The following is a 26,912-nucleotide window of genomic DNA, read 5'->3' as shown; positions in this document are numbered from 1 at the left end:
AGCATTTCAAGTTCGCGAACGTAAGGCTCTCGTAGTAGAGCGCCAATGCCGAGCCGCGACTTGGCTCGTGAGCGGCGGAAGGTCGTTGCATCTGGGCTTGCTCCCACCAAGGTCATTCCTGGGCCTCACAGCGTCGTGGGGGCCGAACAACCGAAGGGTAACAGAATCAGCCGACGGCTACACGGGTGCTATCCGAGTGAGCGGCCGTGAAGTGGACGCCTGTTTCGCACCGGACGGGCCCCTAGCAGCCTGTGGAAGAAGGCTGGCCCGACGCAAGGTCCGAATTGGTTCAAGAGTGCGTCCACCATCGGGGACCAAGTGTAGATTTGACCGATAGCCTACCCACAGCCTCAAGCTCGCCGTCGTCCCTGACGCGGCTGGCTCCGGCACAGCTCCGCAGATCGCTTGCGGCCTCTCGGACCGTGCGTCGACGCTGCGGATCGGCTTCCAAGTCGGCGGTTACTTCGAGCTTCTCGGCAATCCAGGTCAATCCGTCCGACGTATCGCGGGCCACGGAATGGAGCTCGGCCATCGCTTCGCTCCCAAACACGGACAAAAGGGAGTCCGGTTCCCGACCAGAGGGGCGGACGACCGAATTCGATCGGGTGGTCGCTTTGCTCGCCCCATTTCGCTTTCCGCGAGCGGTCGTTCGGCCGCGCTTCGTAACAGCCTCTGAAGCGATCGGCTCAACCGTCTCAGGAGAACTTGGCTCCGGCCGACCAGCCGCCGGACAGGCTTCGTAGTCCGCGATGAGCGGGGCGCCCGCGACCTCGGCCGGCGCCAGGGGCATGAGCTCGGACTCGCTCGAGCCTGCGCCTGGGCTACCGTTACGAGGGGCTTCAGTCGAGGGCGCCCGGTCCGCCGATGGCTCATCACGAAGTCGATCCGCCGCCACCACGGGCAACTTCTTACGACACTCGACGGCATTGTCGCCAAGAACCGTCGCTAGCTCACTGGCACCCTCCTTCCGCTTAGCCTCCCCGTATGCTGGCGTCAGCAACGCCAAGGTCTGCTCCTTCAACAACGGCACGTCGGGCACGGATCGGAACGCGGACTGCCCAGCTCGGGCCAGCCGCCGGAACAGCCGGTCTCTGTCGTAGCGAATCTTGGTCGTGAGGATTGGCCGCTCGTTGGCGATCATCAGGATCGACCGCGTCTTCGGAAGCCGGATCACCTCGTCGGCGCGCATGAGCGGCACGCCCGTCAGACTCTTCGAGACCGACCGGTCGTGCCCGAACCCGGTGCCCCGGATGCTCGTCGTCGACGTCGTGATGGTGCGGTTTCCGAGCTGGTCCGAGACGTAGTTCGCGGTCGCGAGGTCGTCGACCGAGACGAACAGCTTGAGGGCGCAGTTCGCGACGATCCCCTCGCGAGTCGCCTTCCCGTAGATCTCGTCGAGCTGGCTGAGGTTCTGGATGATGAGCGCCATCCGGAAGCCGTAGCCGGCGCTGATCGGGATCTTCTCGACGATGGCGTCCATACGCTGCAGCTGCCGGAATTCGTCGAGCATGACGAGGACATCGTAGCGATCCTCCGGCCCGGGCAGCTCGCGCATGAGCGCGTCGTGAACCTGCTGGACGAGGAGGCGGATGAGGCTCCGGTACGACTCGAGGTCGGACGGGGGAGGGCCAATGTAGATCGTCATCCGCTTGCGTCGGAGCAACCGGATGTCGAAGTCGCTCCGGGAGGTCACGCCGGCGATAAGCTGGTTGTCCCAGGGCGCGAGCGCTGTTGTGAGGTTGGCGAGAACGGAGCCGCGGGTGTCAGATGGCTCGGCCACGATCTGGTTGAAGCGGCCGACCACAAAGGAGCTGAGACTCTCGCTCTCGGCCTGCACGATCGCCTTCAGGACGGCGCCTATATCTCGGCCGGTCGAGAGGAGGCGAAGCGCCGTCCGGATCGTGCGGGCGCCGTCCGGCACCTCCTTGGACTCGAGAACGTAACCGAGGATGCCGACGAAGAGGTCGCGCGCCTTCTGTGACCAGATCGGCTCACCGTGCTTAGGGTCCGGTATGAGGAAGTGGGCGACGTTGGTGAGATCGGTGATCTTCTCCGGACCGCGGCGGACGAAATCGAGGGGGTTATAGCAGTGCGAGCGGGCGGAGCCCGGCGCGACCATGAACACTTCGTCGCCGGTGGCTCGGCGCGCGCCGGCCGTCTCCCGGAAATTTTCGTGCTTGATGTCGAGAACGATGGCCGAGCCGTGCCAGGCGAGCAGGTTTGGGACCACGAAGCCGCGGCCCTTGCCGGATCGGGTAGGTCCGACCACGAGCGGGTGGCGAGGGTCGTCGTTCCTGAGCAGCGTCGAGCCGTGCCAGCCGAGGATCAGGCCCTCCTTCGAATGGAGGTTCGCCCGGAAAAGGTCACCGCCTCGAGCGAAGCGGGCGTCGCCATACGGGGTCGGCGACCTCCACACGAACAGCGAGATCCAGCCGGCGACGAACAGCGCGGCGGTGATCCCGGCGGCGACCAGAGCGTTCCGCTGCACGGCCGCCGACGGCCAGTAGTAGATGGCGTGCTTGTAGGCGACGAACGGATCGGTTTTGGTCAGCGTCGATAGGAGGGCAGGTGTCCTGAACGCGAAGCCGGTCACGGCCGCATAGGCGAGCGACCAAACGATCGCGGCTGCGACCAGGACGAAGGCGGTCCCAAACGACCACAGCGCTGCCCGCCTCATGCTGCGGCCGCCATGCCTTGCCGGCGTCGCCACTCGGCGAACCTGGCGAAGTAGATCGCGCTCCAGCGTCGCACGCCGCCCTCGCGCTTCAGCTGGACGACCACGGGCAGGACCTGCCGGATATAGGCGACCACCTGCTCTTTCGAGAGGTTCGCGCCGGACATCAGCACCTTGAGGGCGAGCTGCTCGTAGGCTCCGTGCGGCGAGTCGGCGTGGACCGTCGAGAGCGAGCCCGGATGGCCCGAATTGATCGCCTGCAGGAAAGTGTAGGCCTCCTCGCCCCGGACTTCGCCGAGGATGATGCGGTCCGGCCGCATGCGAAGCGAGGCCTCCAGCAGCGACTGCGCGGTCACGCGGGCGTGGCCCTGCTCACCCTTCGTGGCGACGAGCGCGACGAAGTTCGGCTGAACAGGGTGGAGCTCGCGCGTATCCTCGATCGTGAGGATACGTTCGTCGGCCGGGATGGCCTTCAGGAGCGCGTTCAGAGCCGTTGTCTTGCCGGTCGAGGTGCCGCCGGAGAGCAGAATGGAAATCCGGCTCTGGATCGCGAGCTCGATGAAGGCGCGCTTCTGACCGGCGGCAAGGAGCCGGCACAGCTCCTCGTCGAGGCTCGTCAGCTCGTCATCGACAGTCACAACCGTGTCGGCGAAGGCGCCCAAACGTTCGAAGTCGTCGAGGGCGAGGTCCTTCACGACCTGCTTTCGGATCGCGAACGCTCCGCCCGCCACGGCGGCCGGCGGCAGGACGGCCTGGAAGCGCTCACCGGACGGAAGCGCGGCCGAGAGGAGGGGCGTCTCCTCCGAGACGCTCTGGTCTGTGAAGCCGGCGACGCGCTCGGCCAGGAACCGGATCGCGGCCTCGTCCATGGAGGGCACGACATGGTGCTCCATCGCGGGCGCCCCGAGTCGTTCGACCCAGACCTCGCCCGGCCGGTTCAGCACAATCTCGACAACGTCAGGGCTTCGTAACCAGGCGCCGAGTGGCAGAAGCGCCCTCTCGAGGTGCACGGTCGGACGAAGGATCGCGCTCAGCAGTCGAACGGCCTCTCCCACGTTGAAGCTCCCTGATCATCTCACGGACGGGGTCCGGATAGAGGCTGGAGAAGTCGAGGTCGCGCCGGACGAAGATCGCGATCGCGGCGCCCTGGTCGACGTGGATCGTCGGCGGGATGTTGATCGAGTTCTTCAGCGCCTCGTTCGCGATCGAGGTCAGCGTCTGCGACGTGTTCTGGGCCGCGATCTGCCGCCCGTAGAGGCTCTGCTGGTCAGGCCCAGTCACGGTGGTGGTCGTGAGCCCCGTCACGGGATCCGTTGTCGAGGTCGACGTCGACTGGTTCGCGAATCCCGATTGGTTGCCAAGTCCGGCGAGGTACTGCGCCCCGCCGCCCACGACCGAGAGCAAGATCGCCGAGCCGAAGCGTTCGACATAATGCTTGTCGACCTCGCCGGTCAGCCCGGTGCGGCCAAGGTCGTCCGTGCCAGGAGAACCGAGCTGAACCGAGACGCCGTCGGAGCGCAGGATGCGGGTCCAGACGATGAACACGCGCGTCTGCCCAGTCGCGAGCCCCGACTTGTACTCGCCGATGAGGCGGGTGCCCGACGGCACGATCACGCGCCGCCCATCGAAGGACCAGACGTTCTCGGTCGTGGTCGCCCGGACCATGCCGGGCAGGTCCGACTGGATCGCGGTTTCGAGCACGCCGCGGATAATCGTGCCCTGCGCGATCAGCGCGTCGATGCGACGGTTTTTGGTCGCGCGCGAGATCTCGACCCCCTCGGCCGACTTGGTGTTCAGGTAGCGGGTGTTCGGGTCGCCGTCATCGCCCCGGAGAGAGCCTGTCTGGCTTGGGTCGGCCGGTCCGACGCCGACATGTCCTCCGGAGTCGGTCACCATCATGGGCGAGCGCAGCCGTTCCCATCGCCGGCGCTCTTCCTCCTCGGCGCGGCGCCGTTCCTCGTCAGCGAGGCGGCGCGCCTCGCCATCGTCGAATGGTGGTGCGATCGGCGGTGCCGACGCCAACACGGCCGGCTGAGGCTGCGGCGGAAACCGCCCGCCCAGATCCGGAGGTGGAGCGGGGGGCGGTGGCGCGGGCGGGGCCTCGATGACGAGCCGCCCTGGGTTGATCGCGGGCGGCGGCGTGTTGATGATCGGTGGCTGGTACGAGGTCGTCTTGAACTCGTCCGCGTCCGGGGCCAGCATCGTGCGCTGCGGGCGCGAGCGGTTCTGCCAGACGAACACCGCGACGATCGCGAGCACGAGGAGCGCAATTACGATTTTCAGCGCCGGCCCGGCCCGTCGTCCGGGGCCGACGAGCTTCGAAGCGGCGAGATCGTCGATCTCGAGTTGACGGTAGTCTTCGCGGGTCGGCATGGGTCAGGCCTTCGGGCCAAGGTTTTGCGGCCCGAACCCTTCCATCCCGGTCGGGTCGGGCGTGGACGGCCGCAGGTTGAAGATGCAGGTCGCGGCCCCGCCGCGCCGGAGCGTCCATTGGCGGCTGACGCGATCGACGACGATGAACTCGCGCTCGCGCCGATGATTGACGAGGCTCTCGTTGCCGGACTTGTCGACCGCGAAGATCGCCGGGACCTCGCCCGCGAACTGGAACCAAGTCTTCTTGCCGTCGTCGAAGGTCGCGATCGGCTTCAGCTCGGCGGCACCCTTGAAGCCATAATCGGTGTTGGCCTTCTTGACGTTGAAAGCCCGCCGGGTCGGATCGTTGACGAGCTGCTCAGCCTCTCGGGCGAGGCTCGCGCCCGCGATCTCGTCTGGGTAGCGGAATCGGATCTTGTAGACTTGGTTGCGGACCGGAGCCTCGCTCGAGCGGAGGACGAACGAGTAGAGCCGTGCATCGGTGACGATGTTCATGTTGCTCATCGCGTTCGGGGCGACGGGTTTTAGGAAGATGATGTTGCCGCGCTTGTTCGGCTCGACCTTCCAGGCGACGCTGTCGCCGACAGCGATCGTTTCGATCCGCTCGCCCTCACCCAGCACGATCATAGTCGAGACGCCGTAGTTCGCATCGACGGCCACCACGTTGTTCGGGCTGTAGGTCACCGTCCGAATGCGCGGGTCGGCCGCGCCCGGCGCCGGGGTGGATTCGGCTAGGGCCGGCCCCGAGGCGAGAAGAGCCAAGCAGGCGAGGGCCGTCCTCATGGGACGCTCCCGGTCATGGGCGGCTCCGGCAATGGGGCCAGCTCTGGAGGCGTGGTGGCGACACTCGCCGGAGCGGTGCCGGGCACCGGCTCGGTGGTCGGCGCCGATTCCTGGTCGCGCCGGTACTCGGTGACCTGGAAGCCGAGCGGGTTGTCGAAACGCCATTCGTTGCGCATCGGCGCGCGCGTGTAGCGAAAGCGGATCAGCGCCGTCCAATGCGAGGTGACCGCTGAGGTCGCGCTCCGCTCCCGGGTTGAGAAGCGCACGATGGCGGTGCGCTGGTTCGGGAACTGGATCGACTTGATGCCGATCGCGACCGTCGCGCCACGGCCGAGCAGCCGGACGGGGTTGCGGGCGTTCGCCGGGCTGTAGAGCTCGACGAGCTCGCGCGCGGCGTCCCCGGTGGAGAGCAGCTGTGCCAGTTCGAAATTGTCCTTGATCGCCGGCGGATCGTAGGTCTCGCGGGCCCGTAGGTAGCGCACGACGCTCATGGCGGTGACGGCCTCGGACTGGTCGAGGTCGCCGGGCGCCAGCGCGCGCTTGATCTCGAGGAAGCCGGTCGTGCGGTCGACCTCGACCACGTAGGGCTCGAAGCTTTTCAGCGGCAGCAGGAGCGCGAGACAGACGAGCGCCATCGCGGCGAGGGCTGCCATCAGGAGCGCCACGAACCAGGCGACGGCCCGCGACCGCTTCACGGTCCGGATCACGTCGTTCTCCCAGGTGATCGCCTCCGCGAAGTAGCGCGGGTCCACCGTCGCGCCCGACACCGGCGCCCTTTCATCTGATGCCATTCTAGCCCCTGTCCGGCCGCCGTTTGGTGGTCCGGTCCCTACCTGTTCTTTGCCTGCTGACTGGCCGCGATGCGGCGCTGCTGGAGTTCGCGGAAGGCGTAATCGACGCGGTCGACCCGGACCGCGCGCTCGCGGCCCATGCGGGTGAACCCCTGGCGCTCGTCGAGACGACGCATGCCGTACTGCCCGCCCCGCGCCACCTGCCCACCCGTGAGCCGCCAAGCCTGCCGAGCGAACCGGGCGAGGCCCGGCACGCCGAACGGGGCGCCGCCGGATAGGAGAGCCGCGAGCGGGATCACCTGGCTCATGATGAAGAGGCCGATGAAGCCGGCCAGCACGACGGGCGCGACCTCTTTCAGGGTCGTCGTCGTCGTGGCGTTCGAGTCGTTCAGCGCCTGAACGGCGTCCTTGATGATGGAGAGGAAGAAGCCGAGGAGCGCGTAGACGATGATCGGCACGATCACGAACTGCACGGTCGCAGTCAGCCAGCCGTTGAAGTAGCGCGAGGAGGCGTTGAACAGGAGGAGGACGATGAACACCGGCGCGAGCGACAGCATCACCCACAGCATGATCTTGGCAAAAATGACCACGAAGGCCGCGAAGGCGACGAAGAGCCCGACCGCAACCCAGACGAGGGCGCCGTAGATGTACGGCCCGGGGTTCGTCCAGCCTGCGTGACTGGTCAGCTTCGAGGCTGCGTCGACCCCGACCAGGTAGACGTTCGAGAGCGCCTGCTCGATCGCGGCATTGCTCGTCCCGACCGAGCCCGCGTCGCCGATCTTCTGGACGATGATGTTGCCGATCGCCGTCGGGGTCTCGTTTGCGGCCGTGTAGATGAAGGTCTGGAAATCGCCCCAGCTCGTCGCGAGCGTGTAGATGACGAACACCCGGAAGAGCCGGACCGCCATGCCGGAGGCGCTGCCCTCGCCGCGGCCGCTCCAGAACTGGTAGCCCCACAGGACGACGTAGAGCACGAAGGCGAGCGTGAAGACCGGCCCCATGCTCTGGGCCAGCGCCTGATAGGTGTTCGCCGTGAAGTTCGTGCCCAGCGCCTGCACCTTGGCAAAGAGCTGGTCGATGATGTTGTTCATGGACCGGGTGTCCCCGGTGCCGGTCCATGCACGACCCGCTCGGCCGGAACATTGATGGGCCGTATCGGGCCGCAGCGATCCTGCGACGCGAACGACATGTAGCCCTCGCTCGCCGAGCAGGGCGCCTTGACCTCGGAATGGCCGCAGCCACCGAGAGTTAGCGCCACGGTGAGCACGGCCGAGAGGGTGAAGAGGACCCGCATCACTTCGACCCGAACGTCACTTTCGAGCCGTCGAACGCCATGGCGGAGGCGGTCGAGGACTGGAGGGCGATGTCCTGCGTGTTGCGGACGTTCTGGGCGGTGAGCACGGAATTGACGGCGCCGATGAGCTCGTTCGTGGTCTGGCTGCCCTGGACCACGAGCTGGCTGTTCTGGTCGATGGAGGCCTTGAGGTCGCTCGCCCTGCCAATCTGGCTCGAGGCGTTCGTGAAGGCTTGGGCCCGCGTCTGCGAGGCGGACTGCGTCGACGCGATGATCCCGGCGAGCGCGGTCGCGGTCGACACGGCTCGGCTGTAGCTCTGATCCTGCGTCGTCCCGCTGCCGGTTATCAGACCCGACAGCGTCTTCACGAGCTTCAGCGCATTCATGAGGTCGGTCGCGGATTGCGCACCGCCGCCCGCCATCCCGCCCCAGGACATGTTACCGGAGGAGAGGATCTGTCCGAGGTTCGGGGCCTGCCCGACATTGAACCCCTGACCAAGCGCCGAGGAGGCGAACTGGCCGGCCGGGCCCGTCCGGTCCCCGGTCATCGCCTTCAGCACCTGGTTCGTGAGCGCCTTGATCTGGTCGTTCGTGCCCATGATCGAGCGCGTGTTCGCGGCGGTCTGTAGCGCCTGGTTCAGGTTCGCGGCGTCGATCACCGGCACCTGGGCGAGGGCAGGGGAGGCGACTGCCACGAGAAGGCAGCTAGCGAGGATCGTGGCTTTCACGGGAGGTCTCCTATCGGGATGCCTGGGCCGCCTGGGCGGCCACCGAGATGAGCGAGGCGGCGGCGGATGGCAGCGCGGAGCTCGGCGCGCTGGCATGAGACGGGCTCGACGAGCCGGCCGCGAAGTTCGCCAAGTAGGCGCTGACGTTCAGCGGGTTGTCGGTGATGCGAGCGGTGCAGCTCTGGCCAGTTGCTCCTGCCGACGCGCATCCGCCCGTCGAGGCGGTCGGAGAGGGAATGCCCGGCATGATGTCGCCGGACCGACCCGGAGCCGGGCCGCCGGCCGTCACCATGGCGGTCGCGACCTGGCTCTGGCGCGCGACGGCCTGCACGAGCGAGGAGGTTACGAGCGAGCCCCAGGCGCTCGCGACATCGCCCGCTTCCTGCCTGAGCTGGATTTGATCGGCCCGCAGCCGCGAGTTCATGTCGATGGCGTCCTGCACACGGTCGCCGCTGCCGATCGCGGCGCTGCGCTGCTGCAGGAGCGACAAGTTCTGGCGTTGCGTCGTCCCGAGATCGGTCGAGTAGCCGATCGCGGCCGTCGAGGTCTGGCCTGGGTCGGACACAGTGGCGGTGCGGGTCGTCGTGCGCTTCAACGGCGGTATGTCACCGGCCGTCGTCGTGCCGGTCGCAGGACCCGTTCCGTTCGACCCGTCGGCGAAGTTGCCGGAATTCGGCACGGCGCCGGTCGCGTCGTACTTCGCGACGGCGGTCCGGGCTCCGGACAGGCTGCCGGTGTTGTAGTAGCCCTGGACCAGCGTCGAGAACTGCCCGCCCGTCATCCCGGTGTTGCCACCATTGCTCGTGACGGCCGCGGCCGAGACGCAGCTCGTCGCTGGAGCGGACGGGTTTGAGAGGAGGCAGGACGCCCCACCGATACCCTGCTGATGTGCGAGGTAAGCCTCCTCGAACGTTGGTGAGCGCCCGAGCTTTCGCTGAAGCTGCGTGACGTCGTCCTTCGTGAGGCGCGCCATCGCGTCGGCGTTGGCCTCCGGGTCGTACACGTCCTTGCCGTTGCCGTAAGCCTTCCAGGTGCCGTTGATGAACTGTCCGAGACCCTTCGCCGAGCTGCTGCTCGCGCCGGCGTTCGGATTGCAGCGCGACTCGACGACGGCTGCGTTCTCCAGGTACTGGCGGGGCAAGCCGTAGCGGTCGGCTGCACCGTTCAGGACCTCCGTCATGTCCTGACGCGAGACGGAGCACTTGAGACCGCTACTCGACTGCGAGCGCTCCTTTGCGGACGTGTCGATCTGGCCGGTATCTTTGGTTGACTCCGCCGTCGGCTGTAACCGGGGATCGTCGCGGGTCGGGAGGTCGGCCGCGGCGGGGCTGAACCAGAGGCAGACGGCGGCGACAGCGAACATCCGCCAACCCGAATGCCGCGTGGCTTTCGGACCGGTGCGACGACAACTATAGTTGATTGCGCGCGGCCCGGGGTGGTTTAGGCACAGCGTGGAGAGCCAAGAACGATGGTCAGGTTGAGTTTCTGGACCGCGGGCCTGGCGAGCCTGCTCGTGGTGACGGGGGCCGAAGCTCAGGATCGGAGCACCTGCGCGGGTATCTATTGCCCGCAGGTCAGGGCGGCCGACAGCGCCGCCGAACTCGCGCCCTATATCGCTGCCGGCAAAACCTGGGAGCAGGTCAAAGGCCAGAACACACTCGTCGTCAAATACTACAACCGGGACGGCACCCTTGCCTCGACCCGGACCTGGCTGCAGAGCGCCTACATGCAGCCCGTCGCGGGCCTTCCCGGGAAGGTCGCCTTCGCCGGCCAGGGCACACCCACGATCGCTCTGCACGGACTCGTGCCCTGCACGCGAAAGGGGAGCTTCAGCTTCAAGGGCGAGCGGTTCACCTGCGAGAGCTTCTGGCAGGACCGCCTGAGCGGAAACCTGTTTGCCACACAGGCTGTCTTGTGCCGCGCTTACACGGATCAAGTCGATCGTCCGATCCAAGAGGCGACTTGCATCCGCGCCGATGAGGGCGGCGGCGGACGAACGGTCGGCGGCATCGTGGTTGACGATGCGCTCGTCGGCATCGGAGCCGCCGCGCTCGAGCGCGACGCGGGCGGAAAGCCGCTGCGTCCGGATCTTGCCGGCGCCGAGAAAACCGGCAGCGCGATCCTGGCCGGCGCCGGCAGGTGAGCGCCTGAGCGGGCAGGGGAGGGCGGCCGAGATCATGCCGGCAACTCCCAGCCGCAAAAGCGCGGCAGCCAGGCAGCTGGATCATCGCCGACCTCGGCCCTGAGCCGATCGAGCTCGGCCACCGTCTCGGCCCGGCCGGACAGGACCTTGATCAGGTCCTCCATGCCGCCGAGCCGGATGCGGGCGATGACCGAGTCCCGTCCGTGCTTGATGAGGAAGGCCCGGGATGCCGGATCGGTCTTCAGGATCCAGTTCATCTCCCGGTCGGAGAGCCGGAACGCCCCGACGTAGCTCTCGGCATCGGCCTTGGGGTTCGGGAAGAAGAGGTTGGTTGCGCTCTGTTCGATCAGGGTGTTGGCGGAGCGGGAGCGAACGATGTCGGCTGCGCTCTGCGTGCCGAAGCCGACGATCCCGTTCAGCTTCCGGATCGTCTTCATTTTGTCGGTGATGAAGTGCGCGAAGACCTCGTCGCCGAGGAGCCGCCAGCCCTCGTCGAGGAAGATCATGGCGGGCTCGCCCGTGAGCAGCTCGTCGACGCGGTGGAACACGTACATGAGCGCGGCCGTGCGCACGGTTGGATCGTCGAGGACGCGCGTCATGTCGAAGCCGGACACGCGCACCCAAGAGAAGCGGTCCTCGGCGTTGTTGAACAGCCAACCGAGCTGGTTGCGGCGCACCCACTTCTCGAGCCGCGCCACAAGGTCGTCGTCGCCGGCCCGGATGCGGCCGCGCAGAAGCGACCGGAAAGCGTCGAGGTTGCGGCCCGCGGGCTCGCTCGCGAGCGTCTCGGCGATCGCCGCCCGGATCACGCTCTCCTCAGTCGGCGGCAGGCTCCGTCCGTCCGAGCGCCGGAGCATGAAGGCGAAGAGCTGGAACAGGAACTCGCGGTTCGCGCCCGAGTCCGGCAGCGCGAGCGGGTTGAAGCCGGTCGGCTCGCCCGGCTGCAGCACCTCGTAGCGGCCGCCGAGCGCCCGGATGAAGATCTCGGCGCCGCGGTCCTTGTCGAAGAACACGCAGCGTGGCTCGGGACGCACCCGCTGCGCCTGCGCCATCAGGAACGAGAGCGCGACCGTCTTGCCCGACCCGGACGGACCGACGACCGTGAAATTGCCGAGATCGCGTTCGTGGAAGTTGAAGTGATAGGCGGTCTGGCTCGTGGTCTCGAGGAGTGAGACGGCCGGCCCCCAATGGTTCCCGACCGCACGCCCGCTCGGGAAGTTGTGCAGCGACACGAAGCCCGCGAAGTTCTTCGACGAGATCAGGCCGCCCCGGGCCACGTAGCCGAGATTACCCGGGAGCTGCGCCCAGAAGGCCGGCTCGCAGTTCAGGTCCTCGCGCACCCAGATGATTGACTGGTCGGTCAGCGCTGCCCCAACCGCCGTGATGCAGCGGTCGACCTCGGGCACCGTGCCGCCAAGGCACATCACGGTCAAGTGATGCGTGCCGTAGATCGCCTTCGAGCCGAGGAGATCGTTGCGGGCGTCGTCGAGGTGCTCGCTCACGACCGAGCCGGCCTGGTCGGCCATTTCGACCTGCCGCGACACGAGCTCGATCTGGCCCTGCGTCGCCGGCCGGTCGACGATCGCGAAGGACTGCGTGACCACGAACTCGTGCGGCACCTTCAGGAGGCCGTCGAGCAGCATCGGACCCGTGTAGGCCGGGTACTCGCGCACCGAGAGCATGGCGGCGTAGCGGGTGTCGGCCGGGTGCGCCGCCCCCACGAACTCGATGGCGTTTCGCCCGACATTGATGCGCCGCATCGAGATCGCGCTGTCGATCGGCATCCGGGGCAGGCGCATCGAGACCGGCTGCACGCCGTTCAGGAGCTGGACCAGGAACTCGAGCGGCTCGCTGTAGAGAACGCCGGCGCCCTCGCGGATACCCAGCACCCGTGCGCCGTATTCTTGGAGCGTCTCCCGGACCGCGGTGACGGCGTCGCGAAGCTCGCGAACCTCATCCAGCTCCTTCGCGCGGTCGCCCTCGGCCGTTCGCGCACCGAAGAGGTTGGCCATGACGCTGTCGGCCGACCCTGCCTTGCCCTGAAGGGGACGGCGCAGGATCGTCAGGTACGTGTCGTTGACGAACATCCGCCTCTCGGCGAGCCGGGCGAGGTAGCGGCGGTTCAGCTCCGCCGCGAACGGGCTGGAGAACTCGCCGTCCATCTCCGGCTTGATCTCGCGCCGAACGAGGTGGCCGTAGACGGCGTAACGGCTGGTCCCGAGGGTGCGCAGGAGGTCGTTTCGGCCCTCGAGCTTGGTGTTGATCTCGGCCATGTCGGCCGTCTCGAAACAGAAGCCGTCGAGCTTCAGCACGGTCAGGAGCAGGCCGTCTTTGGTCCGAAGCGTCTGGTCGTCGATGTGGCGGGTGTAGGGTACGTGCGAGGAGACGGGCCGCTCGCGCCGGGCCGCCGCGCCGTAGCGCATCTCGTCGAGGATCGCGCGCGCCACCATGGCCCGATCACGCGCGGTAGCTGTCGATGCCCCACACGGGCTTCGACCGGGGAGGGCACTTCGCGGCTCGAACGCTCAGGATGGCGAAGATCTTGTCGTCGCGGAGCGTCAGCACGTAGCCGATCGCATGGATCGGAAAGACAAGCAGGCCCGAGAGCAGGTTCTTGGTGACCAGGAACACGATCGCGGTCACGACCATGTTGAACATCGAGAACATGTACGGCGCCCCGAACAGGGTCGGGGTCCGGGTGAGCGCCCGCACGAGCGGCGTCATCTCGGGCAGGGTCTCGTCCATCGCCGAGCTCAGGAGCCGACGGCGGACTGAAAGAACGACACGATCTGGGTCGCGCCGAACACGAGCACGATGCCGAAGATGATCGAGCCGGCAATGCCCCAGGTCAGGCGACCCGCCCAGGCGAGAAACCCGGAGCCGATCACGGCCAGCACGGCGAGCGAGGTCGCGATCTGGCCCGTCAGCGTGGTCACGAGCTGGGTGAGCGTCGACTGGACCGGCTGCAGGCTTCCACCGGCCTGCGCGAACGCCTCGCCGGCCGCGAGCGCCGAGAGGACAAGCGCCGTCCCGACGAGCTTGAGCACCTTGCGCTGCATGGTCAGTTCTCCACGTGCATGACGAAGCCCTGCGACCAGCTCGCCTCGGGGTTCGTAGAGTCGGGGGCGGCGCCGGCGCGCCGTGGCCGGCTAGCGGTTCCGGCCGCCGGCTTCGGCCAGCCGTTCAGGTCGTTGAGCACGGCTGCGACGTAGCGGACCGTCTCGGGGAAGGGCGGTACTCCCCGATGCTGCTCGACCGCGTCCTCGCCCGCGTTGTAGGCGGCGAGGACGTGCATGGGATTGCGGTAGCGCTCCAGCAGCGCGCGCAGGAAGCGGACGCCGCCACGGACGTTGTCGGCCGGGTCGCAGGCGTCGACGCCGAAGCGCTTGGCGGTTGCCGGCATCAGCTGCATGAGGCCGATGGCGCCTTTCGGCGAGACCTGGTCCATGCGAAAGCGGCTCTCAGCGCGGGCGACCGCGACGACCAGGCCCGGGTCCATGGTCTCCTCGGTCGCGACCTTGCGAGCCAGCGTCTCTGCCTCAGCGGGGGAGGGGACCTTTTCGAAGCTACATGTGCCAGCTGCGGTCGGCGCGGGCGCAAAGCTGCCCACGGCGGGGATCGCGGCACCGATGAATTGGGGCGATGCGGCGTCGCCCGGCCGCCCCTCGATCCGGACGGTTCCGTCGCGGTCGATCGCAGCGGCCAGGACGCGGTTAGGCAGCTTCTCGCCGGCTGTCGCACCGCCGATCAGCCCTGCGGCGACCACCATGGACACGTAAGAGACCGCCCTCATGTTCCCGCTCGCGCCCGCTCTCCCGAATCAACTTTAGTTGACTCGATAAGAGTCAACTAAAGGCGACTCTCTCGGTCGGCAAGGGCCGATGCTGGGCCGTGTAACGCAGGGGTGGCTCCGTGTTGTCGGACCGCCACAGGATGGGAGCCTGAAGGTCGCTCAGCGGGCGCCTTTACTGTTCGTCACACGGCAGCCAGGAGACCAGAGCGACGCGCTACCGCTTCCACCAATGGTAGTCAGCCGCCGCCCACTCCTGCTGCCGCCGAAGGTTCTCGCTTTCGTCGATCCTGGCCTTGCTGGGCCCCTCGAGCAGCGCGAACTCGGACGGCTCGTCGGCCGCGTCGATCTCCGCAGCGGCGGCCGGCGGCTGACGCAATCGCGGGCGCACAGCGCGCCTGCGGACGAGGACGGCGATTACAACGAGTGGCAGAAGGAAGACGACATCGCCGGCTTCGAACGGCTTTGTACCCCAGGTCCAGGCCAGGACACGACCGAGGTACACGAGGAGAAAGACAGTGGAAACGAAGCCGACCATGCGTCAACCATAGGCGACTTAAGGCTGTTGCAATCCCGCGGTCGACCGTCGAGGTATCCTCACCACGCCGCAATGCGCTGACGGCGCATCATACTCTGCAGCGTAGGAGATGTCGTTGAGCAGCCGCCGTTCTCTCCCGTCCAAGCAGGCCGGCATGACTGTCGCCTGCGGGTGGGACAACCCGCTCCAGACCTATTTCTGCACGGTCCTCCGTGAGCCTCCGTCGAGTGAGGAGGATGCCGACACGGTCGTGCTTTGGCTCGGGCTCGACCGCCGTGAAGTGCGAACGCCGGAGGAGATGGCTTCGCCGCTCGCGCCGTACGCCGACCTCGACGCGCTGACCATCAGGCTCCTGCGTGCCGATCGCGACGAGGATCTCGATCGTGGTCCGACTGCTTTGCAGCGCCGATCCTTGGTGGCCTTCGGGGGTGGGGCAGGCTGATGGCACGGGGACTCTCCTCGAGCAGTCCGGCACTCTCGTGGATTGGTTTGGGCGCTCGTCGCCGCCGCAAGGCCGGTCGGTACTTCGCGGAATGTCGCGATGATCACCGCGTCGGCATAATCGCCGACATCAGGATTCAGCCATCCGCGAGCACGCGACGGCGCCGGCTCGCCGGCGGCCGTGGTCCGCGCTGCCGCGGAGGTGGACGAGTGCCTACTCGATGCCTCGTCGGGGCGCAGCTTGCCACCGCCCGCACCCTGATGATGGTCGGCCCGATCCGGACAGTCATCGGTCGCTATCGGGAGCACGTCGCCGCGAATACTGAACGGCTCCGTTTAGGCTCAAGCCCCCGCCAGCACCCGTCTTACCTGCACGGCTGACCACGCCCCACCTCGCGCGCTCGGTATCCCACACCCAGTTCAGCCCGGCCGCGATCTCCCTCCGCGACCTTTGGATGCCGGCCGCAGATCAAGCAGATGTTCGCGATCGGCCGAGGTTCTCGCAGCCGCTTCTGCCGACCAACCGTTGACACTGTGTCGCCAGCCAGATCGCAATTCAGGGAGAGGGGGACGGGTTGCCATTCAGGCCCGCTCGCTTCCGTCTTTACGTCGTCCTCGCCGTTCCAACTGCTCGAACGTACGATTTCGAGAGCCGCATCGTGACCTGGAGGCGAGTTCGAAACATCTGGTACTGGGCAGTTCACAACTGACATGACAATGAGGGCTTGTGGCGTTGATCAGGCTGCAGCTTGGACAAGAGGTCCATCCGATGAAAATAACTCAAGAAAATTTGGGACTTCTGCTGCAGGCATTGGTCGAGCAAAGAAGTAGCCTTGAACCTGGTCGCACCCCATCGCGCCCAGTACCTCAAGTTGCTCAATGTTCTCGACGCCCTCGGCGACGACCTTCATTCCCATGCTGGCACCCAGGCTAAGAACGGCAGACACAATTGCAGGGTCATGCAGATCCCGGATGAACGACCTGTCGATCTTCAGCCGATCGATTGGGAATTGCTTGAGGTTCGTCAAAGACGCGTAGCCCGTGCCGAAATCATCCAGCGCGATGAGGATTCCGGCCCCGTGCAGGGCCCGGATCGTGTCGCCGACGATCTGAGAACCCCAACCCATATAGACGTTCTCGGTCACCTCCAGCGTGAGACGTTCGGCGGGAACGCGCCAGCGAGCAAGCTTATCCATGATCGCCTGGGCCAAGTCGCCGCTGCGGAACTGCCCCCCGGACAAATTCACAGCGACCCGGCCGAACTCGACCTCGGCATCCAGCCACCCTCGCATCTGAGCCATGGCTCGATCGAGAGCGATCTCCCCCAACGCCAGCGAGAGTTCGAGGTCTTCGAAGCCGGCGAGGAATTTGTCTGGGGTGAGCACGCCGCGAACGGGATGGTGCCAGCGCATCAGTGCCTCGAAACCGGTGACGGCCCGTGGCTTCGCCACGCCCACCAGCGGTTGGTAGTAGAGCACGAACTCGTCCGCTTCGATCCCGGCCCTGATCTCTCGTAGCAGAGTGGTGCGGCGCTCGACCTCCTCACGCATGCTGGGTTCAAACATAACGAGACGGTTTCGCCCTGCACTCTTGGCGCGGTAGAGCGCGATATCGGCGTTCTTCAGCAGTTCCTCAGCGTGCTCGTCATCGTCGGGATAGAGGGACGCGCCGACGCTGACGCTGACCGTAAGTCTCTTTCCGCCATGCTCGCGGGGATGCCGCAGCAGCTCCAAAAGCCGCTCGGTAGGCTCGGTCAGTTCGCGAACATCACATACGATAGGCAGGATCACGGCAAACTCATCGCCGCCCAGGCGGGCAACGGAACCGTCGCCTGAATAGGCGGACCGCAGTTGCTCAGCGACTGAGCGCAAAAGTTCATCGCCTGCGCTGTGTCCCAACGTATCGTTGACGTCTTTGAAGTGATCGAGGTCGAGCATCAGCAACCCGACTTTGGTCTTGTATAGCTCGGCTTCAGCCACCGCGGTCGCGAAGCGCTTTTGAAACAGCGCGCGATTTGGCAACCCGGTGAGGGCGTCCCTGAATGCCAACCGCTCGATTTTGGCGGCATGCTCGCGCTGCTCCGTGATATCCTGGACGCTTCCCGTGACGCGGCTGACGAAGCCGTCCGCGAGTTCGGCTTCGGCGATGCAATGCACCCAGCGCGCCGAGCCTCTCGCCGTAACGATCGGCAGGTCCTGATCGAAGGGGATGCCGTCCCGAACCAAACCCTCCATTCCCGCCGCAACCTTCGCAGCGCCATCCACGCCCCAGAAGCCCTCGACCATCGCCGTCGTGGGCGCAACGCCCGGCTCGACCTCGAAGAGACGGTAGGTTTCGTCGGACCAGGCAAGTGACTGAGTGTTGAGGTCCAAGACCCAGCTGCCGACCTTCGCCATGCGGGCGGTCTGCGAAAGCAGGTCCTGTTGCCTCTTGAGGTCGATCGTGGCCCGGCGTCGACGCAACTCGTTGACGGCCATCGATGCCAGCATCTCCAGGCGAGAGGCATCGATCGCCGAGAATTCGCGCGGCTCCGTGTCGATGAGACAGAGCGAACCGACACGGATGCCGGGCCGCACTATGAGCGGGGCGCCCGCGTAGAAGCGGATATGCATATCGCCGGTGACCAGCGGGTTGCCCACGAACCGGAGGTCCTGAGTGGCGTCACTCACGACGAAGACCTCGTCGTCGAGGATCGCGTATGTGCAGAACGAATCCTCTCGCGAGGTGCCACTTGCACTCACGCCGCACTTGGCCAGGAACGTTTGCTCATCACGGCCCACCAAAGTGACTAGGGCGACCGGCACCTTGAAGAGGCTCTGGGCCAAGAGGCAGATCTGGTCGAGGCTCGCCTCTGTCGTTCCGCCCGGACAGTCATACGTCAGCAGTTCTTGGAGTCGCTCCTCCTCGTTCAGTGGGACGGGGTAGCCGGGCGACGCCGACGAGGGATTGAGCACGGGAGCTCCTCATGCGTTCACTCATTGTCTGACGCAGGCAATGAACAACCTGCTACTCAGGGGTGCCGTCTTCGTCGTCAGGCTGAATTCGCGCTTCACAATGGTGTGTTGAGCATGATGGGAAGCTCGGTGAGCACGATGCCGTTCGCGACAGCCGCGTCTTGGGCTGTCGTCACGAGCCGACCGTCGTTGTTCGGCCCGTCGCCGGAGACATCGATGACTTGTCGCGCGGCCTCAACGCCGCTGTGCGCCAGGAGCCCGATCCCGTAGTCGATCGCGGCCGACACAGACGTGTAGTAGGCGCGCCCGGGCGGCGCTCGGCCGAGACGGTCGGCGAAGGCCAGCGCCCCTTCACGTCCTTCGATCACGGTCCAGGGCACGACGACCTCCTGGTGCGCGGCGCTGGCCCACTCGAAATACGTCACCGAGATTCGCCCGACCATCCCCTTGCGGATCGCGTCGTGCACCGCCGGCGACCGAAACGCCTCGATGAAGCCCTGCCGCTGAAGATCCTGCTCGTCGGGGTCCATCGACCAGGAGACGTCCACGCCCATCACGAGACCGACGTCCACCTCCTGGCCGGCCTCGGCGGTCGCGGCCGCGGAAGGGCTGCGATCAGCCACAAGGATGCCAGCAACCCAGCCCGGACCCATCGCACCCATCCGGCGTTCCCCCATCGCGACGGCCGGTGCGGCATGATCCTGTCTTCTCGCTTGGCCGTCCGGGCCCACGGCAATTGGTCAGCTCGTAATCTACCAAACTCCTGATTCCAGCCTTCGATGTTAACGAATTGTAACTGGTCTCGCCCTTCGGCGGACGTAGACTGAACTGTGGAGGGCGATTCACGATCACAAGGAATGCGCAAATGGTGAGTTTTTCGGGAGGTTTGAGGACGTTCGCTCTGGGTGCGTTGGGCGCTCTGACCCTGGGCGGTGCGCTCGCGACCTCATCGGCTCCGGCCGAGGCGACCTGGTACGGCGGCTATGGTGGCGGGTACGGCTACCGACATCACTACCGGCCGCACTACGGCTACGGGCGTCACTATGGGTACCGGCACCAGTATCGACCGCACTACGGCTATCGGTTCTCCTACTATCGGCCTCGTTACGGCTACGGGTACTGAGCTCGAACTCAGTAGCCGCGTCGACCGCCGCGCAGAGTCGCTGGCGCTGATCACTGGCCATCGAGGGCGCAAGCCCCCGATGGCTACTGGCGATGAGGTGCCCGGTTTCGGCCCCGGCCTTGGGGGCAAAAGTCGTGACAAGCTTCCGCTAACTCGAATGTGATGCCGAATCATCGGTGGCCGAGACCACGCCGTCCAACGACTTTCCTGAATCGAGAACCGGCGACGGTTCCACGCTGGTGATCAATGGAGCCGAAGACGCGCCGGTACGCGTGGACGCGGCCGGACGATGCGGGCGTGAGAGCGCGGTTGAAGGCGCTGGCGGCCGAGCGTCGACGGTTCGGCTATCGGCGGCTGAACATCATGCTTCGGCGCGAGGGTGTCACCCTCAATCACAAGAAGCTCTTCCGGCTCTATCGCGAGGAGAAGCTGACGGTGAGGCGCCGGGGCGGTCGCAAGCGGGCTCTCGGTACGCGCGCGCCGATGACGCTGCCACAGGGACCAAACCAGCGCTGGGACCACTATGAAACCTCCGACCGTCCAGCGCGCCGGAAGACCGGCCTGCCGTTCTCCTTCGATCGCGATGCCACTCTGGAACAGGCAATGCTCCTCTTCTGGAGGCACGGCTACGAGGCGACGTCGCTCAGCGACCTGACGGGCGCGATGGGCGTGACGCCCCCGAGCATCTACGCCGCGTTCGGCGACAAGAAGCGATTGTTCCTCGAGGCGGTTCGTCGGTACCTGTCGGGTCCGGTGATGTCCGAGCAGCTCATCGAGGAGGCTCCGACCGCGCGCGAGGCGGCGTGGGGATTGCTGCGCGGCTCCGTGATCTTGTTCACCGGCGAGGACACGCCACCCGGTTGCCTGCTGGCCAGCTCGGCCATCAGCTGCTCCGCCGCGACCGCCGACGTGCAAGCCAAACTGGCCTCTCTCCGGAGCGGGATCGAAGGGCTGCTCACGAACAGGATCGCCGCGGCGGTCGCGAGCAGCGAGCTATCGGGTACGACCGATATCGAGGCTCTGGCGGGACATGCGATGGCCGTGATCCAGGGCCTGTCTACACCGGCGCGAGACGGCGCCTCACGCGACAAGCGCGTGCGTATCGAAACATCGGCCATGCTGGCGTGGCCCGACCCCGACACGCGCAGATAGCGAAGCGCTCTGATCGATCGGACTATTCGAGCAAGGAAGCCGTCACTTCGATCCCCACATCGGTCGTTCAGAAGATTTCGTCGGCGTCTCCGAAGGAGACACTCGTTGAGAAGTTACACCGGCCGGTGAAGGGACAGTGGCGTGGTAGTGCCCGAGACTGAGCCTGCGGCGGCCCACGCCGAGCAGGAAAGCCCTTAGGCACCGCCCGCCTCACGCACCGAGTGGTCGGGCGATGCGGTCACGATCGCTGACTGGTTTCGGCCCGCTCGCTACCCACTCGCGCCGCAAAAGAGCGTATCCGAGTTCATCATGCCAGCGACCCGCAAGCCAGCGGCTCTCGATCGCCTGTACCTCCAAGCGCATCCCGACCCGGTTCATCAAACGGCGGGATGCGTCGTTGGCCGAGAGACAACGTGCAGTGACACGATGGAGTTTGCGCTCTGAGAAACACCAGCAGATTAGGGCTTTTACGGCTTCAGTCGCGAAGCCTCGCCCGTGATGGGTCGGGTGCAGCCACCATCCTAGATCGCCCTCATTTGAACATTCGGCAGAAATGAAGACGCCGACCTCCCCTACGATGCCGGGCTCTTCGCGAAACTCCACTGCGAGCATTCTCCAACCGCAAGCTCTCTCTTCCCGCCGTGACTGCGCATCAAGGAACGTCAGGGCGCTATCAGCGTCCACAGCGGGCAAGAACTGTGAGACTAAGCTGGATGGATCATTGCGATAGGCCAAGTAACTGGCGAGATCATCAGCCGCTGGCGCACGTAGCACCAAGCGAGCTGTTATTATGCTCGTCAACATTCACACGACCTACGACGCGCCGCGACACAGCGCGGAGACGGCGAGCGGCTCGTCGTGCCCGCGTAGCATCCTAACTCCGAGGTCTTCCGCTCTGAAGCCAGGCGGAAGGGGTTGGAGTAGCTCCAGTAGCGCTGTCGAGACAACGACGTCGATGCCTAACTCTTTAGCCAGAGATTCGAGCCTCGAGGTGGTGTTCATGACGTTACCGAAGTACGTAATTTTGTGCCGCCCGAGCCCAATCTCGGCCGTCAGTACGGATCCACAATGGAGAGCCGCCCGGAAGCGAGGCACCTCGCCGAAATCATGCCGCCACTGATCGGCGTCCTGCTCGACTTCGTCCAGAAATTCGAACAGGCATCGTACGACCGCCGCATGGTCAACCCCTTGCTTGAGGCGCCAGGTCACCACCGCCATGTCGCCGACGTAGTCGTCGATCTCGCCGCCGAATTTACGGACGGGACCGGCGAGCGACGCAAAGACACGACCGAGCAGAGCCAGCGCTTTCACGTCCCCATGCTGACGCGCAAACCGCGTAGAGCCTGCAAGGTCAAGGAACAGGAACACTCGGACTTCTCGGACCGGTTTGTGGTGCATGCCAACGATGAGGCTCAAAAGGTTCTTGGGACCGACCAGATCGCGGACCCTGAAGGCGGTGATGAGAAGCGTTGCGATAGCCACCGAGTAGATGAAGGTCGTACGGCTTGGGATCGGGGATTCCTCAAGATTGAACCCTGAGGCCTGCGTATACCGGAGCAGAGAAACGGCCACGGCGTTTCCGGCAGCAACAGCTACCACCATAACGGCAACAGAGAGCATGAAGAATGTCGGCGTGGACGCCTTGCGAAGCTTAACACGCCATCTGGACAGAACGTAGCCGCGTTCGAACAGAAGGATCGGCATCCCGATCGTAAGTCCGTGCAGAACGGATGCCCAGGGCGAAGAATTGAACGCTCCGCCGTAAAGCCATCCCGCGCCTGCGCACAACACCACAATCGCAAACAGTTCGACGATCCTATGACGATGCATAGATTGCCGGCGATCGCTTATGCCGCGTATTTGCGCTGTCATTCCCGCTCCGAGCCAAAGCGAAGTGCGTTGAGACTCAGTCTTATAGACGGATTACCTCGGCGCGATGCCAAGCCGCCGCGCTCTCCGCCTTCGATGAAGGGTTTGTCGCGACGAGCGTAGCCATGGCGATATTGACCGTCGCGATCCCCTTTCGTCTGCTCCAATGCGTCATCGGCCTGGAGCGTCGCGGCGCGCCCATGGAGGACGCCCAATCCCTTGCCAGTCGCGCTGATAACGCTCATCGCGTTGCCTGGGACGAAGCCAAGCGAATTCGCGAGTGAGCCGACGACCTGACCGGCCGTATCCCGAAGATTGGTTGGTCCGACCAGGGGAAGCTGCAACGCCGGACCGGGTCCGATCCCCCAGACCGCCAACGTTTGTCCAAACGTTGCGCGATGCGCTGGCAGGTTGAGATCCCTTGCTGGATCGAGAGAGCCGCCGACGCCAATGGTGGAGTTGAGGACGAAACGCTGGGCGGTGTTCCATGCCCTCTCGGGGTTGCCCTGAAGGACATCATTCACGAGCACGGTCGGCGCGCGAAGGTTCGACACGAAGTTGCCGACCGAGACGCTGATTTCGGGTGGGACGGTGTCGCGGTACGCGGTAGCGATGGGTCGCAGTAAATGCTTGTCGAGCAGCTGATTTCCCGCGAGCACCGTCCTGTTCAGGATCTCACTCCGATCCTCAACTTCTTCGGCTTCGGTCGGCACGGTACAAAGGCTCATGTAGGTAACGCTCAAAGCAAACGCGACGATCGTCAGGTCAAAATGGCGATAACTTCTCATTGCGAGTACGGCTCCACTGGCGTGCAGAACCATGTAGACGCGGCTGTTGTCGCGATGATGTGCTGATTGCGACGACGCTGATTAAATGTTTCAGTTCTGGAATATGCGGTCGCAATTCTGTCATTACAGAGCGTACCCGTCGGCGTATAAGAAGGTATGATCCCCTTGCCTCATGTCCTGATCGTCGACGATGATCCCGATATCTTATCCCTACTAACCCAGTTTTTGCGCCAGCATGCATGTGAGGTCACCGTCGCGTCGGGCGGCACTGCCATGTTTGAGGCATTAGGCAAGGGATCAATCGATGTTGTCGTGTTGGACGTGTTGCTACAGCACGAGAATGGCTTTGATCTTTTGCAGCGCCTACGCGCGGTGTCGAGCCTTCCCGTCATCATGCTTACGGCGCTGGCCGAGCATACCGATCGGATCGTCGGACTTGAGATCGGCGCAGATGATTACCTGACTAAGCCTTTCAATGCCCGTGAGTTGCTCGCACGCATCAAGGCCTTGTTGCGGCGAACCAGCCGAGCCGGGACGCCGCCGGAGCCGGAGGACAGCCGTCCGGTTCTGACCTTCGGCAAGTGGCGCCTCGACGTAGCCCGTCGAGAACTCAGGTCCGACGCGAACACGATGGTGTTTCTGTCGGGGAGTGAATTCGACCTCCTCTTGACCTTCGTCGAGCACCCACAACGCGTTCTCACGCGAGACGCTCTGATGGATTTCTCGCGAGGTTCGTCACATTTGGCGTTCGACCGGAGCGTCGACGTCCAGATCAGTCGGCTGCGCCGGAAGCTCGAGGACGATCCGAAGGCTCCCCACTTGATCCGAACCGTCCGAAACGGCGGATACATTTTCCTGGCGAAGGTCAGCCGGGCATGATGAAAACGAATTGGGGCCGGGATACCATCGCACGCCGGTTCGTGCTGACGATCACGGTGGCATTCGCGGCAACCTTCGCGATGAACGCCCTTTTTGTGACGTTCGCCGGGGTGTGGGGGCGCCCCTCGCTCGAAGAAGCAGGCCTGCTGGAGAGTGCTGCGACAGCCGTTCGAATGTTGGAGGCCTCGCCACCCGCGAACCGACCGCATCTGGCCATGGTGGGAGGCAACGCCGATGAGCCTTACTTTATCGCGTGGCATCCCGATGGCTCGGATATTCCCACCGCGGAGAGGATCCGGCACAATGCTCCAGAGGTCCGTGCTACGATGCGCAGGCACCTGGGTCGCCCAGAAAGCGAAATCGTCCTCTTCGACTCCGACGACGTAGAGGCGTTGCCGCCGTTCCAATATGACCGGCAACGCTATCCGGACGCCCACTTCATGGGCGTCGAGCTCTCCGGGGGTGGATGGCTCGTCTTCACGGTGCCCGAGCGGCGCTGGGGTTTGTCGCGGCAAGGACGCGATCTGCTGCAATTGGGGTTCATGGCGCTCTCCATCCTGGTCTCGGCGGCCTGGACCGCGCGGACGCTCGCCAGACCCATCGTCGACCTCTGGGCGGGGGTGCGTCGCTTCGGGACCGATCCCAACGCGCCGCCCATCGCGCCGTCCGGACCCATCGAGGTGCGGGCGACGATCAAGGCGTTCAACGCGATGCAGGCGCAGATCGCACGGTTCGTCACCGATCGCACGATGATGCTGGCCGCGATCTCGCACGATCTGAGAACCCCCCTCACGCGGATGCGGCTCCGGGCCGAGTTCATCGGCGATCCCGAACAGCAGGCGAAGCTGTTCCGCGACGTCGACGAGATGCAGGACATGGCGAGTTCAGCCCTCGCTTTCCTCCGCGAGGATGCAACCCAGGAGGACCGGACGGCGTTCGACCTGCCCGAACTCCTGCTCTCCATCGTAGACGACTACGCCGACCAGGGGGTCGAGATCGGCTACGAAGGACCCCCGAAGGCTGTTTTCTACGGGCGCCCGTTTGCCCTGCGCCGGACGATCGTCAACCTCGTCGAAAATGCAGTGAAATACGCGACGCCCCCCGTCGTGAGCCTCATGCTGAGCGCGCAAACGGTCGAAATCCGCATTCGCGATAAGGGCCCAGGCATCCCCGAGCACATGCTCGACCGCGTCTTTGCACCGTTTCAGAGGGTGGAAACGTCGCGCAGCCGAGCGACGGGCGGCGTAGGCCTCGGCCTGACCTCGGCCCGCAGCATCATTCGCGCGCATGGCGGTGATCTCGTGCTGCGCAACCATGGCGACGGCTGCGAGGCGCTGATGACCCTGCCGGTCGTAACCCCATCTGGTGCCTGAGGATGAACCTAGCGGGATCGCACCGACCTCAGCCAGCAGCTTCATGCCATCTCCGGCCTTCAGCCGAGTTGCCCGTCGTCTTCGAGCAGACACCCCTGGGGCGGCGCCAAGGTCCACATTGGCGGGAGCCCGCCGTCGTTCAGCGAGATGACCGTGCCGATCGCACCTATGGACGGTCATGGCGGAACTAAAATGGGCTGAACCATCGCGACTTCGGAGTGCATGATCAATGGAACGTTCCTGTCAGATACCCACGTCGGCGGAAGCGAAGTATCTCACGGCCCTCTCCGATGGCCAGAGCGCAATGTTGCGCAAGGTTTTTGAGGCGATACAAGAAGCGCATGACAGGGCAGCTGCCGAGTTCGACTCAAGCGATCTAGAAGGTCAGCCTCCACCGAGCGAGTATTTCGCTTCAGTCGTACATCAGGCAATGTATTGCACGATGTGCGGCGCCGATCCAGAAACTTTCTCCGGGGGCGATCCGCAAATTGCAATCCATGTAATCCGAAACAGTCAGAACATCGCCAAGCATTACTGGGGCGCCCAGATAGAGCCGTATCCACGATAATAGGCGAGGCGCCTCGGTCATCTCCTGGTGACGGCGTTACGGTGTCTCCGCTCATGGTTCAATGGACTGAGCGCTTCGAGAAGGCGACCGACATAGAGCTGCTTGATGCCCATTTCGGTCAGAATGGCAGGGCTGTGTCCAACGAAGCGTTGCAAAGCCTAAGCTCGGCCAGGGTGCTTGTCGCGGTGTACGGCGCTGTCTACCGTTCGGCATGCTTAATCAGCCGGCCAGAAAACGTCCTGGACTGCGACAACAGAAAGGCGAGGTAACGCGCTTGCGCATAGCTCGTGAAGGGCTGCGGCTTTTCTCGACGGAGGGATACGACAAAACGACCCTGGAGGGGGTTGCACTGGCGGCAGGGATCTCAGCACGAACCCTCTACCACTACGTAGCCACGGGACTGATTAAATGTTAGCTCGGGTCGATAGTGGACGGCCGACCTCAGCGGCGAGGCCATCTTCTCCTGCCGACTACCAAAGATGCCGCGATCTTGCGCACGTCCAGCGGCTTACCGGTGACGTCGCTGAAATGCTGACCGAGGACTGAGGCGAGGTGGAGAGTGCTCCGGTCTAGCGCCCGGCCGCATCGATGGTGCCTTGCCCGTGCCTCAGCGCTCAACGTGGATGTGAACCGCGGTCTCGCGTCAGACCT

26 protein-coding genes and 1 pseudogene are annotated in these 26,912 nt (G+C 65.1%); 8 read left to right on the top strand and 19 right to left on the bottom strand.

Annotated features, from left to right (window positions below; all coding sequences use genetic code 11):
- Positions 1 to 289 precede the first annotated feature (289 nt).
- From ACFE87_RS11900 to ACFE87_RS11860, 9 genes are read right to left on the bottom strand one after another with little or no spacing between them, the layout of a single operon-like run.
- The gene (locus tag ACFE87_RS11900) at positions 290 to 2,677 is read right to left on the bottom strand and encodes a type IV secretory system conjugative DNA transfer family protein (RefSeq protein ID WP_375459849.1); all 2,388 of its coding nucleotides are present in this window, start codon (positions 2,675 to 2,677) and stop codon (positions 290 to 292) included.
- Positions 2,674 to 3,618 (bottom strand): P-type DNA transfer ATPase VirB11, encoded by a 945-nt coding sequence (virB11, locus tag ACFE87_RS11895; protein WP_375459848.1) that lies wholly within the window; start codon positions 3,616 to 3,618, stop codon positions 2,674 to 2,676. The genes ACFE87_RS11900 and virB11 overlap by 4 nt, the downstream gene beginning before the upstream one ends.
- A 13-nt stretch (positions 3,619 to 3,631) precedes the next feature.
- Positions 3,632 to 5,047 carry a type IV secretion system protein VirB10 gene (virB10, locus tag ACFE87_RS11890; protein WP_375459847.1) on the bottom strand — a complete coding sequence of 472 codons (1,416 nt, stop codon included), beginning with the start codon at positions 5,045 to 5,047 and terminating at the stop codon, positions 3,632 to 3,634.
- A 3-nt stretch (positions 5,048 to 5,050) separates the two neighbouring features.
- On the bottom strand, positions 5,051 to 5,830 hold the full coding sequence (gene virB9, locus ACFE87_RS11885; RefSeq protein ID WP_375459846.1) for a P-type conjugative transfer protein VirB9: 780 nt from the start codon (positions 5,828 to 5,830) through the stop codon (positions 5,051 to 5,053).
- On the bottom strand, positions 5,827 to 6,621 hold the full coding sequence (locus ACFE87_RS11880) for a virB8 family protein (protein ID WP_375459845.1): 795 nt from the start codon (positions 6,619 to 6,621) through the stop codon (positions 5,827 to 5,829). The genes virB9 and ACFE87_RS11880 overlap by 4 nt, the downstream gene beginning before the upstream one ends.
- Positions 6,622 to 6,659: 38 nt before the next feature.
- Positions 6,660 to 7,712, bottom strand: a complete 1,053-nt coding sequence (locus ACFE87_RS11875; protein WP_375459844.1) for a type IV secretion system protein — start codon at positions 7,710 to 7,712, stop codon at positions 6,660 to 6,662.
- The gene (locus ACFE87_RS11870; protein ID WP_375459843.1) at positions 7,709 to 7,915 is read right to left on the bottom strand and encodes a hypothetical protein; all 207 of its coding nucleotides are present in this window, start codon (positions 7,913 to 7,915) and stop codon (positions 7,709 to 7,711) included. The genes ACFE87_RS11875 and ACFE87_RS11870 overlap by 4 nt, the downstream gene beginning before the upstream one ends.
- Entirely contained in the window at positions 7,915 to 8,643 is a 729-nt protein-coding gene (locus tag ACFE87_RS11865; protein WP_375459842.1) for a type IV secretion system protein, read from the bottom strand. The genes ACFE87_RS11870 and ACFE87_RS11865 overlap by 1 nt, the downstream gene beginning before the upstream one ends.
- 10 nt (positions 8,644 to 8,653) lie before the next feature.
- Complete coding sequence (locus ACFE87_RS11860) at positions 8,654 to 9,823, bottom strand: transglycosylase SLT domain-containing protein (protein ID WP_375459841.1); 1,170 nt, start codon at positions 9,821 to 9,823, stop codon at positions 8,654 to 8,656.
- A 297-nt stretch (positions 9,824 to 10,120) separates the two neighbouring features.
- Between ACFE87_RS11860 and ACFE87_RS11855 the strand changes: the two genes are divergently transcribed.
- The gene (locus ACFE87_RS11855; protein ID WP_375459840.1) at positions 10,121 to 10,786 is read left to right on the top strand and encodes a hypothetical protein; all 666 of its coding nucleotides are present in this window, start codon (positions 10,121 to 10,123) and stop codon (positions 10,784 to 10,786) included.
- Positions 10,787 to 10,818: 32 nt separating this feature from the next.
- Here the strand turns inward: ACFE87_RS11855 and ACFE87_RS11850 are convergent, their stop codons facing one another.
- The 5 genes from ACFE87_RS11850 to ACFE87_RS11830 all read right to left on the bottom strand — a co-directional run bounded on the left by ACFE87_RS11850 (position 10,819) and on the right by ACFE87_RS11830 (position 15,114).
- Complete coding sequence (locus ACFE87_RS11850; protein WP_375459839.1) at positions 10,819 to 13,236, bottom strand: VirB4 family type IV secretion/conjugal transfer ATPase; 2,418 nt, start codon at positions 13,234 to 13,236, stop codon at positions 10,819 to 10,821.
- Between the two features lie 7 nt (positions 13,237 to 13,243).
- Positions 13,244 to 13,531, bottom strand: coding sequence for a type IV secretion system protein VirB3 (locus ACFE87_RS11845; RefSeq protein WP_375459838.1), 288 nt, complete (start codon positions 13,529 to 13,531; stop codon positions 13,244 to 13,246).
- Positions 13,532 to 13,539: 8 nt separating this feature from the next.
- Positions 13,540 to 13,845 carry a TrbC/VirB2 family protein gene (locus ACFE87_RS11840; RefSeq protein WP_375459837.1) on the bottom strand — a complete coding sequence of 102 codons (306 nt, stop codon included), beginning with the start codon at positions 13,843 to 13,845 and terminating at the stop codon, positions 13,540 to 13,542.
- Positions 13,846 to 13,847: 2 nt separating this feature from the next.
- On the bottom strand, positions 13,848 to 14,579 hold the full coding sequence (locus ACFE87_RS11835; RefSeq protein ID WP_375459836.1) for a lytic transglycosylase domain-containing protein: 732 nt from the start codon (positions 14,577 to 14,579) through the stop codon (positions 13,848 to 13,850).
- A 214-nt stretch (positions 14,580 to 14,793) separates the two neighbouring features.
- Positions 14,794 to 15,114 (bottom strand): hypothetical protein, encoded by a 321-nt coding sequence (locus ACFE87_RS11830; RefSeq protein WP_375459835.1) that lies wholly within the window; start codon positions 15,112 to 15,114, stop codon positions 14,794 to 14,796.
- A 115-nt stretch (positions 15,115 to 15,229) separates the two neighbouring features.
- Here ACFE87_RS11830 and ACFE87_RS11825 point away from each other — a divergent pair, with 115 nt between their 5' ends.
- On the top strand, positions 15,230 to 15,556 hold the full coding sequence (locus ACFE87_RS11825; protein WP_375459834.1) for a hypothetical protein: 327 nt from the start codon (positions 15,230 to 15,232) through the stop codon (positions 15,554 to 15,556).
- A gap of 736 nt (positions 15,557 to 16,292) precedes the next feature.
- Here the strand turns inward: ACFE87_RS11825 and ACFE87_RS11820 are convergent.
- Both ACFE87_RS11820 and ACFE87_RS11815 read right to left on the bottom strand, forming a co-directional pair.
- On the bottom strand, positions 16,293 to 18,509 hold the full coding sequence (locus ACFE87_RS11820; protein ID WP_375459833.1) for a putative bifunctional diguanylate cyclase/phosphodiesterase: 2,217 nt from the start codon (positions 18,507 to 18,509) through the stop codon (positions 16,293 to 16,295).
- 95 nt (positions 18,510 to 18,604) lie between these two features.
- Positions 18,605 to 19,162, bottom strand: a complete 558-nt coding sequence (locus ACFE87_RS11815; protein ID WP_375459832.1) for a DUF1194 domain-containing protein — start codon at positions 19,160 to 19,162, stop codon at positions 18,605 to 18,607.
- Between the two features lie 257 nt (positions 19,163 to 19,419).
- Here ACFE87_RS11815 and ACFE87_RS11810 point away from each other — a divergent pair, with 257 nt between their 5' ends.
- The 3 genes and pseudogenes from ACFE87_RS11810 to ACFE87_RS11800 all read left to right on the top strand — a co-directional run bounded on the left by ACFE87_RS11810 (position 19,420) and on the right by ACFE87_RS11800 (position 20,784).
- Positions 19,420 to 19,632 (top strand): hypothetical protein, encoded by a 213-nt coding sequence (locus ACFE87_RS11810; protein WP_375459831.1) that lies wholly within the window; start codon positions 19,420 to 19,422, stop codon positions 19,630 to 19,632.
- A 258-nt stretch (positions 19,633 to 19,890) separates the two neighbouring features.
- Positions 19,891 to 20,148, top strand: a pseudogene (locus tag ACFE87_RS11805) (IS3 family transposase); the annotation flags it as partial.
- Positions 20,149 to 20,235: 87 nt separating this feature from the next.
- Positions 20,236 to 20,784: a TetR/AcrR family transcriptional regulator gene (locus ACFE87_RS11800; protein WP_375459889.1), complete on the top strand. Its 549-nt coding sequence runs from the start codon at positions 20,236 to 20,238 to the stop codon at positions 20,782 to 20,784.
- A gap of 210 nt (positions 20,785 to 20,994) precedes the next feature.
- Here the strand turns inward: ACFE87_RS11800 and ACFE87_RS11795 are convergent, their stop codons facing one another.
- The 3 genes from ACFE87_RS11795 to ACFE87_RS11785 all read right to left on the bottom strand — a co-directional run bounded on the left by ACFE87_RS11795 (position 20,995) and on the right by ACFE87_RS11785 (position 23,441).
- On the bottom strand, positions 20,995 to 21,588 hold the full coding sequence (locus tag ACFE87_RS11795; RefSeq protein ID WP_375459830.1) for a GNAT family N-acetyltransferase: 594 nt from the start codon (positions 21,586 to 21,588) through the stop codon (positions 20,995 to 20,997).
- A 9-nt stretch (positions 21,589 to 21,597) separates the two neighbouring features.
- The gene (locus ACFE87_RS11790) at positions 21,598 to 22,488 is read right to left on the bottom strand and encodes an adenylate/guanylate cyclase domain-containing protein (protein ID WP_375459829.1); all 891 of its coding nucleotides are present in this window, start codon (positions 22,486 to 22,488) and stop codon (positions 21,598 to 21,600) included.
- Positions 22,489 to 22,652: 164 nt separating this feature from the next.
- A complete protein-coding gene (locus ACFE87_RS11785; protein WP_375459828.1) occupies positions 22,653 to 23,441 on the bottom strand; it encodes a VacJ family lipoprotein in 789 nt (262 codons plus the stop codon).
- A gap of 156 nt (positions 23,442 to 23,597) precedes the next feature.
- Between ACFE87_RS11785 and ACFE87_RS11780 the strand changes: the two genes are divergently transcribed.
- The 3 genes from ACFE87_RS11780 (at position 23,598) to ACFE87_RS11770 (ending at position 26,676) form a co-directional block, all read left to right on the top strand.
- Positions 23,598 to 24,320, top strand: a complete 723-nt coding sequence (locus ACFE87_RS11780; RefSeq protein ID WP_375459827.1) for a response regulator — start codon at positions 23,598 to 23,600, stop codon at positions 24,318 to 24,320.
- On the top strand, positions 24,317 to 25,693 hold the full coding sequence (locus tag ACFE87_RS11775) for an ATP-binding protein (RefSeq protein WP_375459826.1): 1,377 nt from the start codon (positions 24,317 to 24,319) through the stop codon (positions 25,691 to 25,693). Before ACFE87_RS11780 ends, ACFE87_RS11775 begins: the two co-directional genes overlap by 4 nt.
- Before the next feature lie 779 nt (positions 25,694 to 26,472).
- On the top strand, positions 26,473 to 26,676 hold the full coding sequence (locus tag ACFE87_RS11770) for a TetR/AcrR family transcriptional regulator (RefSeq protein ID WP_375459825.1): 204 nt from the start codon (positions 26,473 to 26,475) through the stop codon (positions 26,674 to 26,676).
- Positions 26,677 to 26,912: the final 236 nt, after the last annotated feature.

Origin of the sequence: uncultured Enterovirga sp. (genome assembly GCF_964242715.1) — a bacterium.
Lineage (GTDB): Bacteria > Pseudomonadota > Alphaproteobacteria > Rhizobiales > Beijerinckiaceae > Enterovirga.
This window is presented reverse-complemented; position numbering and strand designations above follow the sequence as displayed.

Excerpts from the sequence above, each read along its gene's own strand:
- ACFE87_RS11900 (WP_375459849.1), bottom strand. The coding sequence starts at position 2,677 with ATGAGGCGGGCAGCGCTGTGGTCGTTTGGGACCGCCTTCGTCCTGGTC.
- virB10 (WP_375459847.1), bottom strand. The coding sequence starts at position 5,047 with ATGCCGACCCGCGAAGACTACCGTCAACTCGAGATCGACGATCTCGCC.
- virB9 (WP_375459846.1), bottom strand. The coding sequence starts at position 5,830 with ATGAGGACGGCCCTCGCCTGCTTGGCTCTTCTCGCCTCGGGGCCGGCC.
- ACFE87_RS11880 (WP_375459845.1), bottom strand. The coding sequence starts at position 6,621 with ATGGCATCAGATGAAAGGGCGCCGGTGTCGGGCGCGACGGTGGACCCG.
- ACFE87_RS11875 (WP_375459844.1), bottom strand. The coding sequence starts at position 7,712 with ATGAACAACATCATCGACCAGCTCTTTGCCAAGGTGCAGGCGCTGGGC.
- ACFE87_RS11870 (WP_375459843.1), bottom strand. The coding sequence starts at position 7,915 with ATGCGGGTCCTCTTCACCCTCTCGGCCGTGCTCACCGTGGCGCTAACT.
- ACFE87_RS11860 (WP_375459841.1), bottom strand. The coding sequence starts at position 9,823 with ATGACGGAGGTCCTGAACGGTGCAGCCGACCGCTACGGCTTGCCCCGC.
- ACFE87_RS11850 (WP_375459839.1), bottom strand. The coding sequence starts at position 13,236 with ATGGTGGCGCGCGCGATCCTCGACGAGATGCGCTACGGCGCGGCGGCC.
- ACFE87_RS11845 (WP_375459838.1), bottom strand. The coding sequence starts at position 13,531 with ATGGACGAGACCCTGCCCGAGATGACGCCGCTCGTGCGGGCGCTCACC.
- ACFE87_RS11840 (WP_375459837.1), bottom strand. The coding sequence starts at position 13,845 with ATGCAGCGCAAGGTGCTCAAGCTCGTCGGGACGGCGCTTGTCCTCTCG.
- ACFE87_RS11835 (WP_375459836.1), bottom strand. The coding sequence starts at position 14,579 with ATGAGGGCGGTCTCTTACGTGTCCATGGTGGTCGCCGCAGGGCTGATC.
- ACFE87_RS11830 (WP_375459835.1), bottom strand. The coding sequence starts at position 15,114 with ATGGTCGGCTTCGTTTCCACTGTCTTTCTCCTCGTGTACCTCGGTCGT.
- ACFE87_RS11815 (WP_375459832.1), bottom strand. The coding sequence starts at position 19,162 with ATGGGTCCGGGCTGGGTTGCTGGCATCCTTGTGGCTGATCGCAGCCCT.
- ACFE87_RS11800 (WP_375459889.1), top strand. The coding sequence starts at position 20,236 with ATGCTCCTCTTCTGGAGGCACGGCTACGAGGCGACGTCGCTCAGCGAC.
- ACFE87_RS11795 (WP_375459830.1), bottom strand. The coding sequence starts at position 21,588 with ATGTTGACGAGCATAATAACAGCTCGCTTGGTGCTACGTGCGCCAGCG.
- ACFE87_RS11790 (WP_375459829.1), bottom strand. The coding sequence starts at position 22,488 with ATGCCGATCCTTCTGTTCGAACGCGGCTACGTTCTGTCCAGATGGCGT.
- ACFE87_RS11785 (WP_375459828.1), bottom strand. The coding sequence starts at position 23,441 with ATGAGAAGTTATCGCCATTTTGACCTGACGATCGTCGCGTTTGCTTTG.
- ACFE87_RS11780 (WP_375459827.1), top strand. The coding sequence starts at position 23,598 with ATGATCCCCTTGCCTCATGTCCTGATCGTCGACGATGATCCCGATATC.
- ACFE87_RS11775 (WP_375459826.1), top strand. The coding sequence starts at position 24,317 with ATGATGAAAACGAATTGGGGCCGGGATACCATCGCACGCCGGTTCGTG.
- ACFE87_RS11770 (WP_375459825.1), top strand. The coding sequence starts at position 26,473 with ATGCTTAATCAGCCGGCCAGAAAACGTCCTGGACTGCGACAACAGAAA.